The 14,395-nt window shown below is 69.0% G+C and carries 9 protein-coding genes; 8 read left to right on the top strand and 1 reads right to left on the bottom strand.

Annotated features, from left to right (window positions below; all coding sequences use genetic code 11):
- Positions 1 to 40 precede the first annotated feature (40 nt).
- Positions 41 to 916 carry a hypothetical protein gene (locus AACH06_RS15700; RefSeq protein WP_341426684.1) on the bottom strand — a complete coding sequence of 292 codons (876 nt, stop codon included), beginning with the start codon at positions 914 to 916 and terminating at the stop codon, positions 41 to 43.
- A 184-nt stretch (positions 917 to 1,100) separates the two neighbouring features.
- Between AACH06_RS15700 and AACH06_RS15705 the strand changes: the two genes are divergently transcribed.
- From AACH06_RS15705 to AACH06_RS15740, 8 genes are all read left to right on the top strand, one after another.
- Entirely contained in the window at positions 1,101 to 2,519 is a 1,419-nt protein-coding gene (locus tag AACH06_RS15705; RefSeq protein ID WP_341426685.1) for a GH1 family beta-glucosidase, read from the top strand.
- 164 nt (positions 2,520 to 2,683) lie between these two features.
- Positions 2,684 to 3,685, top strand: a complete 1,002-nt coding sequence (locus AACH06_RS15710) for a LacI family DNA-binding transcriptional regulator (protein ID WP_341426686.1) — start codon at positions 2,684 to 2,686, stop codon at positions 3,683 to 3,685.
- A gap of 68 nt (positions 3,686 to 3,753) precedes the next feature.
- Entirely contained in the window at positions 3,754 to 6,657 is a 2,904-nt protein-coding gene (locus AACH06_RS15715; protein ID WP_341426687.1) for a TonB-dependent receptor, read from the top strand.
- A gap of 161 nt (positions 6,658 to 6,818) precedes the next feature.
- Positions 6,819 to 8,297, top strand: coding sequence for a glucoamylase family protein (locus AACH06_RS15720; protein WP_341426688.1), 1,479 nt, complete (start codon positions 6,819 to 6,821; stop codon positions 8,295 to 8,297).
- Positions 8,294 to 9,586, top strand: a complete 1,293-nt coding sequence (locus AACH06_RS15725; protein WP_341426689.1) for a sugar ABC transporter substrate-binding protein — start codon at positions 8,294 to 8,296, stop codon at positions 9,584 to 9,586. Before AACH06_RS15720 ends, AACH06_RS15725 begins: the two co-directional genes overlap by 4 nt.
- Entirely contained in the window at positions 9,583 to 10,461 is an 879-nt protein-coding gene (locus tag AACH06_RS15730) for a carbohydrate ABC transporter permease (protein WP_341426690.1), read from the top strand. Before AACH06_RS15725 ends, AACH06_RS15730 begins: the two co-directional genes overlap by 4 nt.
- Positions 10,458 to 11,282, top strand: coding sequence for a carbohydrate ABC transporter permease (locus AACH06_RS15735; RefSeq protein ID WP_341426691.1), 825 nt, complete (start codon positions 10,458 to 10,460; stop codon positions 11,280 to 11,282). The genes AACH06_RS15730 and AACH06_RS15735 overlap by 4 nt, the downstream gene beginning before the upstream one ends.
- Entirely contained in the window at positions 11,279 to 14,392 is a 3,114-nt protein-coding gene (locus AACH06_RS15740; RefSeq protein ID WP_341426692.1) for a discoidin domain-containing protein, read from the top strand. Before AACH06_RS15735 ends, AACH06_RS15740 begins: the two co-directional genes overlap by 4 nt.
- Positions 14,393 to 14,395: the final 3 nt, after the last annotated feature.

The raw sequence follows: 14,395 nt of genomic DNA on the forward strand, positions 1-14,395 counted from the left end.
CAGCGTCTTCGCGGGGCCGCCGGTGCGGCCGCCACCACGATCAGGCCACGTTGGGCCGCTCGTAGCCGAAGCGCTGGATGATGAACTTTTCGCGCCGCGCGACGATGTCGATGCTCTCGACGTCGTAGTAGTGGGCGAACGGGAACGGGCGAACCGACTTGTTGGTCGGCTTGGCTTCGTAGATCTTGGCGCGCTGCTGGTCGGTCAGCACGATGTTGCAGTTGTCCAGCGCATGCACCAGGTCATCGGCCAGCGTGTGCTGGCGAACAATGTGCTTGACCGCGACCCGCTCCGCCTCGAAGGCGCGCAGCTGCTTCAGGGTGTTGATCGTCGGCGGGATCTGCTCCGAGCCCGGCACGAACAGGTTGAAGTAACGGAAGGTCATCAGCCCGCCGAGCTTGCCGATCGGCGACTTGGAGAAACCGTCTTCGACCAGGCGGCGGGCCGCTGGTGAGCACACCAGGCGCAACCACTCGCGGAAGGCCTCCGCATCGCCCGGGTCCTTGTAGTAGAAACCTTTGGCGCGATCGACCCCCAGGCGGTCGGGAATGAGGATCGGCTTCCACTTCTTGTCGCTGCCCTCACCGCGGCCCGCGGCAAGCGCCTTCATCTTTTCCTTCTGGGTCTTGCGCACCTCGACGAGCTTGTCGTGCACGCGGTCCCAGCGCTTCGGGTTCGTCAGGCGTTGGTAGAGCTTGCCCTGCTGCTGGCAGCCGTATGACCACAGCGACAGGTACCAGCCCCACGGGTCGCGCACCGAGCCGAGGAAGGTGCGCCCGCTGGCCAACAGCTCCGGCGTGGGCACGTTGTGCTTGCCGTCGCTCTTGCCACCCACCGTCTCCTTCAACAGGTTCTTGATGTGCGTGGAACCAGTCTTTTGCAGTTCGACGAAAACGACTTTGTCGGAGATCAACACGGTGGGCCTCGACGATGCGGTGGATGGGGCGGACGCAAGTGTCCTCCGCGTGCGCGAAGACATGTAACTGATGAATATGGGGGGCAATCCCCCCTACCGGGTTTGCCCCAAGAGTCCGGGTCCGTCGCCTATCTCTATGATGTCGCGTCGTGTAAACGTTTCCACGGAAGAAAAAGCCGGCTACATGTCTTCATCAATCTTCACACCTGTCGAGTTTCCCGTTGACTTTTTGTGGGGAGCTGCGACAGCTGCTTACCAAGTTGAGGGTTCTCCCCTGGCGGATGGGGCGGGCGTGAGCAGCTGGCACCGCTTTGTCCGCACTCCCGGAAGGGTCCGCGATGGAGATACCGGTGACGTGGCGTGCGATCACTACCGGCGCTGGCCTGAGGATCTGCAGTGGATGCGACGCATCGGCCTGGGCAGCTACCGCTTCAGCATCTCGTGGTCGCGCATCCTGCCCGAAGGCCGGGGCCGCGTGAACCCTGCCGGCCTGGCCCACTACGAGCGGAAGGTCGACGCCCTGCTCGAAGCCGGCATCCAGCCCAACATCACCCTGTACCACTGGGACTTGCCCGCCGCGCTCGACGACCGCGGCGGCTGGCTGAACCCGGACATCGCCGACTGGTTCGCCGATTACGCCAGCGTGTTGTTCAAGGCACTCGGTGACCGCGTGCCGATGTGGGCGACCTTGAATGAACCGTGGGTCATCACCGATGGCGGCTTTCTGCACGGCACGCTGGCGCCCGGGCACCGCAGCGCCTACGAGGCGGCGATCGCGGCGCGCCAGCTGATGCGAGCGCACGGTCGCGCGGTGCAGGCCTTTCGCGCCCTGGTGCCGGCGGCGCCCGATCGGCGCATCGGGCTGGTGGTCAACATCGAGCCGAAGTACCCCGCCAGCCATGGCGCGGCCGACCTCGCGGCCACGGCGCGCGCCGACGCCTACATGAACCGGCAGTACCTCGACCCCGCGCTGCGCGGCACGACACCCGCCGAGCTGCCCGAGGTCTTCGGCGAGGCGTGGGTGGATTGGCCGGCAGAGGAACTGGCGCTGGCCCACCAGCCGCTGGACTTCATCGGCATCAACTACTACACCCGGGCCGTGGTGCGCGACGACCCGGCCGCCTGGCCGCTGCGCGCTTCGGCCGTGCGCCAAACGCAGGCCACGCACACCGAAACGGCGTGGGAGGTGTACCCGCCCGGGCTCACCGACACGCTGCTGTGGTTCAAGCAGCACTATGGCGACCTGCCGATCTACATCACCGAGAACGGCTCGGCCTTCTACGACCCGCCGAGCGTGGAAGCGCCGGTGCTCGACGACCCTCTTCGCACGGACTACCTGCGCCGCCATCTGCGGGCGGTGCATGCCGCCCGCGAGGCGGGCGTCAATGTGCGTGGTTATTACGCCTGGTCACTGTTGGACAACCTCGAATGGGCGCTCGGGTATTCCAAGCGCTTCGGTCTGCTGCACGTGAACTACGCGACGCAAAAACGCACGCCGAAAGCCACTTGCGCGCTCTATTCGCAGGTGATCTCGACGCGTGGGCGTTGCCTGAACGACACAGCATCGGCGCCCACGGATGGGCTGCCTCGCCTGTCGAGCTGACAACAGTCGCCGAAGGGGATGATCGATGGCGTCTAATGCCATGAACGTAAAACTCCGGGGCCTCGTGGTCGCCTCGCGAGCCGGGGCGAAGCGGGCGGCATCACCGCTTGCCGACGCGCCGGCGCGCGGGCGGCAACATGCCCTGCCATCGCATCCATAGCCCCATGGCCACCACCATCAAAGACGTCGCCCGCGAAGCCGGTGTATCGGTCGCCACCGTGTCGCGGGTCATGAACGGCCACGCCGCCGTCACCCCCGAAACGCGCGAACGAATCCAGCGCATCGCCAAGGAACTTCGGTTCACGCCATCGAGCGCGGCCCGCAGCCTCATCACCCGGCGCACCCACACGGTGGGCGCGCTGCTGCCGGATCTGCACGGCGAATTCTTCTCCGAGCTGATCCGCGGCATCGACGTGGCGGCGCGTTCGCGCGGCCTGCACCTGCTCGTTTCCAGCTCGCATGGCAACACCGCCGAGGCCACCTCGGCGCTGCGTGCGATGCACGGCCGCGTCGACGGCCTGCTGGTGATGTCGCCGCACATGGACCCGGAAGAACTCGTGGGCGCCATGCCCCCGGGGGTGCCGGCCGTGATCATGAACGCGGGCCGCGAAGACGCCCCGCACGCCAGCTTCCGGGTCGACAACTTCGGCGGCGCCCAGGCGATGGTGCGCCACCTGGCCGACGTGGGCCACCGTAGCATCGCGTTCATCGCCGGCCCAGACGGCAACCATGAAGCGCAAGAGCGGCTGCGCGGCTACCGGGCCGCCCTGGCCGAGGTGCTGCCCGGCACGCCCGAGCTGGTGCTGCCCGGCGACTTCACCGAACAAAGCGGCCAGCGTGCAGGGCAAGAGCTGCTGGCGCTGTCGCAACGCCCGAGCGCCGTCTTCGCCGGCAACGACATGATGGCACTGGGCTGCCTGTCGGTGTTCCTGCAGCGCGGCGTCGCCGTGCCGAAGGACATCGCGCTGGCCGGCTTCGACGACATCCCGATCTGCCGTTATGTGCAACCCGCATTGACCACCGTGCGGGTGCCCATCGTCGAACTCGGCGCCCTGGCGCTGGCCGAGCTGGCCTCGGCCATCGAGGTGCCCGAACGACCACCGGCTGGCGCCCGCACTTTGCGGGCCGAGCTGGTGGTGCGCCAGTCGAGTCTTCGCCCGGCCTGAGCCGGGCGGTGCCGACGGCTCTCTCGCTTCCGCAGGAAACAACGCCAAACCGAACACGGAGACAGTCCATGATCACATCGCGTAAACGTTTTCAACGACATGCACTGGCGGCCGCCGCGGCTTGGCTGCTGGTGGCCGGCAGCACGCCGCTGCACGCCCAGGTCAGCACCGCCACCCTGCGCGGCGTGATCAACTCCGGCAGCGCCGCCGCCCAGGCCGGCACCCCCGTGCAGGCGGTCAACAAGGACAACGGCACCACCTACCGCACCACCACCGCCAGCGATGGCAGCTACTCGCTGGTGGGGCTGGCGCCAGGGCGCTATGAGTTGCGCGTGGGCGGCGCAGCCAGCGAGGTGGTGACGCTGCAGGTCGGCGAAACCGCGACGCTCGATCTCGCGGTGGGCACGGCCCAGCAGGTGACGATCGTCGGCTCGCTGAACCGCAAAGACGTGAAGGATTCGCAGCTCGGCACCAGCGTGACACGGCGCCAGATCGAGAGCCTGCCGCAGAGCACCCGCAACTTCCTGAGCTCGGTCGACCTGGCGCCCGGCGTGGCCTACAACGAATCGGCCAACACCGGCCAGGTGAACCTGCAAAGCGGCGGGCAGGACCGCAACAACATCAACGTCTACATCGACGGCGTCGGGCAGAAGAACAACATCCTGCGCAACGGCGCATCCGGCATGGATTCGAGCCGCGGCAACCCGTTCCCGCAGTCGGCGATCGCCGAATACAAGGTGCTGACGCAGAACTACAAGGCGGAGTTCGACCAGGTCAGCGGCGCGGCCATCACCGCCATCACCAAGTCCGGCACCAATGAATTCCATGGCGAGGTCTACGTCGACCGCACCGGCACCAACTGGACCGAGAAGAACCCGTTCCAGGAAGAAGCCGAACGCAGCGGCGTGCCCCGCCCGTCGTCCACGCAGATCCAGGCCGGGGTCGCGGTGGGCGGCCCGATCGTGAAGGACCAGATCCACTTCTTCGCGGCCTACGACGGCAAGCAGATCGACAGCTCGCGCCAGGTGATCGCGCAGAACACCAACCTGCTGCCGGCGGACAAAGGCATCGTGCCGGCGCTGCTGGCCGAGGCCGGCGCCACGGTCGACAAGTTCCACGAAGACCTGTTCCTCGGCAAGATCGATGCGCAGCTCAACGAAGACCAGCGCCTGACGTTCAGCGCCAAGATCCGCACCGAGACCGACCGCGTGCCGGAAGACACGCGGTTGAGCGTGCCCGGCAACGACAAGGCTCGCAAGAACGACGAGACCCGCATCGACCTGAAGCACGAGTGGACGTGGGGCAACCTGCTCAGCGAGGCGCGCATCGGCTGGGAGGAGTACACCTACAACCCGAAATCCGCTGCGACGACGCCGTTCATCAAGTACAAGGGCTCGACCTCGGGCACCAAGGACGGCTGGCAGGACGTGCTGTTCGACGGCGGCTCGCCCGACGCGCAGTTCCGCCGGCAGCAGGGCACCTTCATCTCCGAGGAGCTGACCTGGACCGGCGCCAAGGGCCACGTCGTCAAGGGTGGTTTCAAGCTCAAGGACATGAAGTACCGCCTGTCGGGCACCTCGCGCAGCGTCGACGTCGTGCAGGCGCTGATCGACCCGACCGCCGGCTTCCTCTACTACGACGGCAGCAACTGCACGGGCACCAACGTCTCCAACACCGGCGACAGCTCGGACCAGTGCCAGATCGACCGCGCCCTCGCGCCCGCCTCGGTGGGCTACAGCAACCAGCAGTACGGCCTCTACCTGCAGGATGACTGGGCGGTGTCCAAGCAGCTCGAAGTCAACGTCGGCATCCGTTGGGACTACGAGACCAACATGCTGAACAACGACTACGTCACTCCCGAGGACCGCGTGACGGCGCTCTACGCCGAAGACGGCCGCACCATCGCCGGCATCACCGCGCCCGCCGGTCAGACGTATGCCGAGTCGCTGGCGCTGGGCGGCATCAACATTGCCGACTACATCGCCGACGGCCGATCCCGCAAAGCCTACAAACAGGCCTTCGCACCGCGGGTCGGCGCGTCCTATGACCTCTTCGGTGACCGCGCCTCGGTCATCTTCGGTGGCTGGGGCCGTTCGTACGACCGCACGATGGCCAACCACGCGCTGGACGAGCGCCAGAAGAACGCGCAGGCTGGCGGCGAGATCTGGCTCATCAAGAACGACTTCAAGATGCCGTTCGCCGACCAGTTCACCCTCGGGCTGCGGCAGGCGCTGGGCACCTGGAACGCCGAGATCGCATACAGCCACGTGCACGCCAAGAACCAGTTCATCTGGTTCGGCGGCAACCGCGACCCGCAAGGCGGCTACGGCAACCAGAGCCCGATCGATCCGCTGTGGGGCGGCCCGAACGGATACGGCACCCTCGTGCTGGGTGACTTCGTCGGCGAGAACAAGACCGGCTCCGTCTTCGTCAAGGCCGACAAGCCGTACAGCAGCGAATCGGGCTGGGGCCTCACCGTGGCCTACACCTACACCGACGCGCAGACCAACGCCCGGAACTGGGACGACGACATCTTCAACTGGACCTACGGCCGCGACACCGCCGGCTTCAACACCTCGCGCCTGGTGGACAAGCACCGCGTGGTGGCCGCGCTCGTCACCGACGGCCTGCTGCCCTGGGGCATCCAGGTGTCGGCCAAGGCGGTGTGGGCCAGCGGCAAACCGCGCCAGATCACCGACTGCCGCGCCGGCTGGGACCAATGCGTCTACGTCGAAGGCAAGAGCCGCGACTTCAGCCAGTTCGACCTCGGCCTCGCCAAGGACTGGAGCGTCGCCTTCGGCAAGGTCAACACCCGGCTCGATGTGCTGAACCTGTTCGACACCAAGAACTACGGCGGCTACAACGACTGGGCGGGTGGACAGGGCGAGCCCCTCAACCCCGACCTGGGCAAGCCCAACTCGATGCGCGGCCCGATGCGCACGCTGCGCGTGGTGCTCGGCTACAAGTTCTGATTCAGCGCGCCGACGCTGCTCCGCGTCAGCCCCCTGCCACGGCCCGCCCGGTCGTGGCAGGCTGCGGCCTTCACGACCCATGCCACCACCGGCGGGCCCACCGCCGGGCCCGCCGGCGGCCTCGCCCCTGACCACCTTCTCTGCCGCGCTGCCCTTCTGCCATGACGCTTCTGACGCACCGCCTGCGCCGCCGCCACCTGCTGGCGGCAGGCCTCGGCACCGCGCTCGCCACCGGCCTGCCCGGCTGCAGCCGCATGGCGCCCCGGCCCATGGCCTTTGGCGACGGTCGCCCGCCCGCACCGCTCAGCGACACCGGCTTGCTCGACGACCTCGAGGCCCGCACCTTCCGCTTCTTCTGGGACACCGCGCATCCGCAGACCGGCCTGGTGCCCGACCGCTGGCCAGCCTCGCCGACGATGGCGAGCGTGGCGTCGGTGGGCTTCGGCCTCACCGCCTACATCGTGGGCGCCGAGCGGCAGTTCGTCACCCGGGCCGAAGCCGCCGAGCGCGTCCAGCGCACGCTCGACTTTCTGCTCCACGCGCCGCAAGGTGATGCCCAGCGGGGCATGGCCGGGTACCGCGGCTTTTTCTACCATTTCCTGCACATGGCCACGGGCGAGCGGTTCGACGATCGCGTCGAGCTGTCGACGATCGACACCGCCTTGCTGATGGGTGGCGTGCTGGCCGTGCAGTCGTTCTTCAACGGCACCGGCGCCGTCGAGACCCGTATCCGTGAACTGGCCGAAACGCTCTACACCCGGGTCGACTGGCGCTGGGCCCAGGTGAGGGGCGGCCACATCGTGATGGGCTGGGTGCCCGGCGCGGGCTTCGGCCCCTTCATCGATTACCACGGCTATGACGAGGCGATGCTGCTGTACCTGCTGGCCCTCGGCTCGCCCACCCACCCGGCGCTCGACGACAGCTGGATTGCCTTCTGCAGCAGCTACCCGCGCACCTGGGGCTCGTTCATGGGCCAGCTCCACCTGGGCGGCGCGCCGCTATTCTGGCACCAGTACTCGCACGTCTGGGTCGACTTCCGCGGCCTGCAGGACGCCTTCATGCGCGAGCGGCAGCTCGACTACTTCGAGAACAGCCGGCGCGCCACGCTGGCCCAGCGGGCCTACGCCATCGCCAACCCCGCCGGGTGGAAAGACCACGGCGACAACATCTGGGGCCTGACCGCCTCCGACGGCCCGGGCACGATGCGCACCCCCGACCACAGTGGCCGGCCGCGCGAGTTTTTCGACTACCGGGCACGGGGCGCCGGCCTGGTCGACCTGCTCGACGACGGCACCATCGCCCCCACCGCCGCCGCGGCCTCGCTGCCGTTTGCGCCGGTGGAGGTGACCGCCGCCGTACAGGCCATGCACCAGCGATTCGGCGAGCACCTCTACGGCCGCTATGGCTTCCTCGACGCGTTCAACACCAGCTTCGTCGACAGCAGCGCGACGCTGTCGAACGGCCGTGTGGTGCCGGGCTTCGGCTGGGTCGACACCGACTACCTCGGCATCGACCAGGGCCCGATCGTCGCGATGATCGCCAACCACCGGCAAGACCTCGTGTGGCGCACGATGCGCAGCAACCCGCACCTGCGCCGCGGCCTGCAGCGCGCGGGCTTCCAGGGGGGCTGGTTGTCGTGAAGCCCCCCGTCGCTGGGCGCAGGCGGCTGTTGGCGGGTGCCGTGGCAGCGGCCGCCTGGCCGCTGGCCGCTTGTGACCGTTCGGGCGGCCGGCGGCCGCTGCGCTTCTGGGCGATGGGACGCGAAGGCGAAGTGGCGCATGCGCTGCTCGCCGGCTTTCGCGCAGAACACCCGGACATCGACCTGCGCATCGAGCAGTTGCCCTGGACAGCCGCCCACGAGAAGCTGCTGACCGCCTTTGCCGGCGACGCGACGCCCGACGTGGCCCAGATCGGCAACACCTGGCTGCCAGAGATGGTGGCGCTCGGCGCGGTGCAGCCGCTGGATGCACGGTTGCCACAGAGCCCCACCATCCGCCCCGACGACTATTTCGACGGCATCTGGCGCACCAACGTGATCGATGGCCAGGTGCAAGGGCTGCCGTGGTACGTGGACACCCGGCTGCTGTACCTGCGAACCGACCTGCTGGAGCGCGCCGGTTTCACCGAGATGCCGACCACCTGGGCCGGCTGGCAGCAGGCGATGGAGGGCCTGCAGCGCATCGGCGTCGCCCACCCTCAACTGCTGCCGCTCAACGAGTTTGAACCGCTGTTGGCGCTGGCACTGCAGCAAGACAGCCCGCTGCTGCGCGAGGGCGGGCGATTCGGCCACTTCGCCAGCCCCGGATTCGAGCGCGCGCTCGGCTTCTACCTGCGCATGTTCGAACGAGGCTTCGCGCCGAGCCTGACGAACAACCAGGTCGCCAACCTGTGGCAAGAGTTCGGGCGCGGCACCTTCGCGCTGTACATCTCGGGCCCGTGGAACCTGGGCGAGTTCCGTCGCCGCCTCCCGGCCGAGCTGCAAGGCCGCTGGACGACCGCGCCGCTGCCCGGCCCGGAAGGCCCGGGCGCGTCGATCGCCGGGGGATCGAGCCTGGTGATGTTCCGCCGTTCGCACGCGCAGGCCGAAGCCTGGGCGCTGATCGACTACCTCGCCCGCCCCGCCGTTCAGCAGCACTTCTACCGCCTGACCGGCAACCTGCCGCCCCGCCGCGAAAGCTGGGCCGAGCCCGCCTTGCGCCAGGACGCCCAGGCCCAGGCCTTTGCCCGCCAGCTCGAGCGGGTTCAACCCACACCTGCGGTGCCCGAGTGGGAGCGCATCGCCCAGGAGATGCAGCTGATGGCCGCGCGCGCCGTGCACGAGCGCACCGCCCCCGCAACGATGGCCCGGGCGCTCGATGCGCGCGTCGACGGCTTCCTCGCCAAACGCCGCTGGATGCTCGACCGCGCCTCACGAAAGGGCGCTGCATGACGCGCCCGTCCGTCGCCTGGGCCTTCGTGCTGCCAGCCCTGTCGGTCATCGGCCTGTTCTTTGTCGTGCCGGTGCTGGCCGGCCTGTTGCTGAGCTTCACCGACTTCGACCTCTACGCCCTGGCCTCGCTGGACAACCTGCGCTTCGTCGGTCTGCAGAACTACCGCGACACGCTGACCCGCCCGCTGTTCTGGCAGGCGCTGGGCAACACCGCGTACTTCGTGGTGCTGGGGGTGCCGCTGTCGATCGCGCTGTCACTGGGCTGCGCGGTGTTGCTGCAATCGAAGCTGGTGCGCTTCAAGCCGCTGTGGCGTACCGCCCTCTTCGCGCCGGTGGTGACGACGCTGGTCGCGGTCGCCGTCGTGTGGCGCTACCTGTTCCATGTGCGCTATGGCTGGATCAACCAGTGGCTGGGTTCCATCGGCATCGAGCCGATCGACTGGCTCGGCGATCCGCACTGGGCCATGCCAGCCATCATCGTGTTCGCCGCCTGGAAGAACTTCGGCGGCAACATGATCATCTTCATCGCCGCGTTGCAGGCCATTCCAGACGACCTGTACGAAGCAGCGCGCCTCGACGGCGCGCGCGCCTGGCAGCAGTTCCTGCATGTGACCTTGCCGATGCTCGGGCCCACCTTGCTGATGGTGAGCATCCTCACCATCACCGGCTACTTCCAGCTGTTCGCCGAGCCGTATGTGATGACGCAGGGCGGCCCCCTGCAATCCACCGTCAGCGTGCTCTATCTGATGTACGAAGAAGGCTTCCGCTGGTGGAACCTCGGCGCGGCCTCGGCGGTGGCCTTCGTGCTGTTCGCGATCATCATCGTCGTGACGCGCGGCCTGCTGCGGCTCACCCGCGCGCGAGGTGAGGCATGAAGGGGCAAGGCCTGAAGGCCATCGCGCTGCACATGGCGCTCGGGCTGGTCACGCTGCTCACGGTCGCACCGCTGGTGTGGATGGTCTCGGCGTCGCTGATGCGCAGCGGCGAGGCCAGCAGCTACCCGCCGCCCTGGTGGCCGAGCGCGCCCACGCTCGACCACTACCGGGCGCTGCTCACCCAGGGCGGCCTGGGCCGGCAGTTCTTCAACAGCCTAGGGCTGGCGATCGCGGCAACGCTGCTGTCGACCACCTTCAACACGCTGGCCGGCTACGCGTTCGCGAAGCTGCGCTTCAAGGGCCGCGATGCGATCTTCGCGGCGCTGATCGGCGCGCTCGTGATCCCCGGCCAGGTGGCGATGCTGCCGCTGTTCCTGATGCTCAAGGGCATGGGGCTGGTGAACAGCTACGTCGGCGTGCTGGTGCCCTCGCTGGCCGGCATCTTCGGCATCTTCCTGGTGCGCCAGTACGCCCGCGGCATCCCCGACGAGCTGATCGAGGCCGCGCGCATCGACGGGGCCGGCGAATTCCGCATCTTCTTCTCGATCGTGCTGCCGCTGCTCAAACCGGTGCTGGCCACCCTGGCGGTGTTCGCCTTCCTCGGCAGCTGGAACGATTTCATGTGGCCGCTGATCGTGCTCACCGATGGCGAGCTGCACACGCTGCCGGTGGCCCTGGCCAGCCTGAGCCGCGAGCATGTGCAAGACAGCGAGCTGATGATGGCCGGCGCGGTGATCACGGTGCTGCCGGTGCTGGGCCTGTTCCTCATGCTGCAGCGCTACTACCTGCAGGGCCTGACCCTGGGCGGGGTGAAGCAATGAAGGCCCTGTTCTGCGTTGCGCTCGCCTGGCTCGCCGCTTCGGCAATGGCCGCCCCAGGCGACACCCGACTGATCGACGGCTTCCAGTCCGGCGAGGGCTGGGTCACCAGCGCCTCCGACCAGGTCAGCGCCCGTTGGCGGGCCGACGCGCGCGGCGGCCATTGCCTGGACTACGACTTCCACCACGTCTCCGGCTATGCCGTGGCACGCCGGCACTTGCCACCGCTGGATCTGCCGGCGAACTACGAGTTCCGGCTGCGCTGGCGTGGCGAAGGGCCACCCAACCACTTTCAGTTCAAGCTCACCGACGCCAGCGGCGAGAACGTCTGGTGGGCCCAGCAGCGCGACGTGAAGCCCCCCCACGAGACCCGCGAATGGCGCATCAAGCAACGGCAGATCGAGTTCGCCTGGGGCCCGACCACCCAGACCACCCTCACGTCACCCGCCGCATTGGAGCTGGTGATGGCCAGCGGCACGGGCGGCGGCCGGGGCTCGGTGTGCTTCGAACGCCTGGACCTGGTGGAGCGGGCGCCGCCACCGGCGACCTGGCCCGCCCCGCAGTGGCGGCAGTCCACCTCGGCCGCGGGCGCCGCGCCCTGGGTCGAAGTGGATTGGGGCCTGACGCGTGAGTTCAGCGGCTTGGTGCTGCAGTGGCCACCGGGCACGCCCCGGCCGCGCGACTACCAGATCCGGGCGCAAGGTGACGATGGCCGCTGGCGGACGCTCAAGCAGGTGCGCCGTGCCGCCGGGCCGGTGGACGCGCTGGTGCTGCCCGACGAAGAGGCCCGCCGCCTGCGCCTGCAGGCGCCCGCTGGCTCCCCGGCCTTCCCCCTGCCCACGCTGGAGCCGGTGGCGGCCGGGCGCTGGCGCCAAGCCGACGACGCCACGACCGCCCGCGCCGCCCAGCTGCCGCGTGGCCTGTTCCCCCGCACCTACCTGGGCGAGCAGAACTACTGGACCTTGTTCGGCGTCGATGGCGGCGGCGGGCACGCCGCGCTGCTGTCGGAAGATGGCGCCATCGAGCCCCTGCCCGGCAGCCCGAGCATCGAGCCCTTCGTGCTGTTGGAGACCGGGCCGTCGGGCCGACTGCAGTTGGTGAGCTGGGCCGATGTGCGCCTCGAACACGCGCTGCCCGACGGGTATTTGCCGCAGCCGCGGGTGCGCTGGATTCACCCGGCCTTCACGCTGGACATCGAAGCCGGCGCCTCGGGCGACACCCGGCACGCCGTGGGGCTGGCGCGCTACACGCTGCGTGGCCGCGGCAGCGCGCCGCTGAAGGCCCGCCTGCTGCTGGCGGCGCGCCCGTGGCAGGTGAATCCGCCGCAGCAGTTCCTCAACCTCGCCGGCGGCACCAGCCCGTTGAGCGAGGTGGCGTGGCAACAGGGCACCTGGCGGTGGAACGGCCGCCTTGGCCTGCGCCCGTCTCCCGCACCATCGCAGGTGCTGGCCGGCGGCGGCGCCGACTGGCCCCTGGCGCAGGCGCTGGCCCAAAGCGCGGCGGTGTCCACGCTGTCGGCACGCGGTGCCGGCGCCGCCTGGCGCGACCCCGATGGTCAAGCCGAGAGCGTGCTGGTGTACCCGGTGGCGTCGCCGGCAGGCGGGCGTACAGGCCCAGGTGCGGGCCCTGGATCAAGCGAGACCTCGGACGGCCCGCTCTTGTCGGTGGCGTTGAGCTGGCCACTCACCGGCCAGCCTCGCCTGCCGGGCAGTGTGGCGGCCGTGGACCGCGCCCTCGCCGACAGCGCAGCGAGCTGGCGGGCTCGGCTCAACCGCGTGGGGTTCGAGCTGCCGGCCGCGGCGCAGCCGGTGCACGACACGCTGCGCAGCGCGCTCGCCCAGATCCTGCTGTCACGCCGCGGGCCGGCGCTGCAGCCTGGCACCCGCTCCTACGCCCGCAGCTGGGTGCGCGACGGCGCGATGATGGTCGCGGGGCTGCTGCGCCTGGGCGAGACCGAGGCCGCCACCGAGTTCGTCGATTGGTATGCGACACAGCTGTTCGACAACGGCAAGGTGCCCTGCTGCGTCGATGCCCGCGGCGCCGACCCGGTGCCCGAGAACGACAGCCACGGCCAGTTCATCTACGCGGTGGCCGAGCTTTGGCGCTTCACGCATGACCGCGCGCGGCTCGAACGCCACTGGCCCGCCGTGCAACGGGCGGTGCGCTACATGGAGCAACTGCGGCAGAGCGAACGCCTGGCCACGCCACGACCACCGGGCACCGAGGCCTTCCACGGGTTGATGCCGGCCTCCATCAGCCACGAGGGCTATTCGGCGAAGCCCATGCACTCGTACTGGGACGATTTCTGGGCCCTGCGCGGCTACAAGGATGCGGTGCTGCTGGCGCAGGCCCTGCGCGACGACACGCAGGCGCGCACCTTCGCCACCTGGCGCGACGAATTCAGCGCCGACCTGAGTGCCTCGGTTCGCGCCGCCACCGCGTGGCATCGGATCAACCACATGCCTGGTGCCGCGGAGCTGGGCGATTTCGATCCCACCTCCACCACCGTGGCCCTCAACCCGGCGCAGGCGCAATCCCTGCTGCCAGCAGGCCTGCTGGAGGCCACCTTCGAGCGCTATGTGCGCGAGTCGCTGCAGCGCCGCGATGGGCAGCGTGACTGGCGCGACTACACCCCGTATGAGTTGCGCGGCGTGGGGGCGCTGGTGCGGCTGCACCGCCCCGAAGACGCACGCGCACTGCTGAATTTCTTCTTCGCTGACCAACGCCCCGCCGGCTGGAACCAGTGGGCCGAGGTGGTGATGCGCGATGCGCGCGAGAAGCACTTCCTCGGCGACATGCCGCACGCCTGGGTCGCCTCGGACGCGATCCGCTCGCTGCTCGACCTGTTCGTGCACGACGAAGACGACGGCCAGACGCTGGTGCTGGCCGCCGGGCTGTCGGACGACTGGCTGCGCGATGGCGTCGCCGTGCGCGACCTGCCCACGCCGTTCGGCCGGATCAGCTACCGCGCTCGGCGCGAAAGCGGCGGCCTGCGGGTCGAGATCGGCGACAGCCTCGCGCTGCCGCCGGGCGGGCTGAAGATCCGCTGGCGCCACGCCGATCAGCGGGTCGAAGCACTGCCCGCTCGCCTCTGGATCCCGGATCGCCCATGATGC

The sequence above is a fragment of the Ideonella lacteola genome, assembly GCF_038066555.1.
Classification (GTDB): Bacteria; Pseudomonadota; Gammaproteobacteria; order Burkholderiales; family Burkholderiaceae_C; genus Ideonella; species Ideonella lacteola.

Coding starts and splice junctions, on each gene's coding strand:
- AACH06_RS15720 (WP_341426688.1), top strand. CDS start 6,819: ATGACGCTTCTGACGCACCGCCTGCGCCGCCGCCACCTGCTGGCGGCA.
- AACH06_RS15735 (WP_341426691.1), top strand. CDS start 10,458: ATGAAGGGGCAAGGCCTGAAGGCCATCGCGCTGCACATGGCGCTCGGG.
- AACH06_RS15705 (WP_341426685.1), top strand. CDS start 1,101: ATGTCTTCATCAATCTTCACACCTGTCGAGTTTCCCGTTGACTTTTTG.
- AACH06_RS15715 (WP_341426687.1), top strand. CDS start 3,754: ATGATCACATCGCGTAAACGTTTTCAACGACATGCACTGGCGGCCGCC.
- AACH06_RS15730 (WP_341426690.1), top strand. CDS start 9,583: ATGACGCGCCCGTCCGTCGCCTGGGCCTTCGTGCTGCCAGCCCTGTCG.
- AACH06_RS15710 (WP_341426686.1), top strand. CDS start 2,684: ATGGCCACCACCATCAAAGACGTCGCCCGCGAAGCCGGTGTATCGGTC.
- AACH06_RS15740 (WP_341426692.1), top strand. CDS start 11,279: ATGAAGGCCCTGTTCTGCGTTGCGCTCGCCTGGCTCGCCGCTTCGGCA.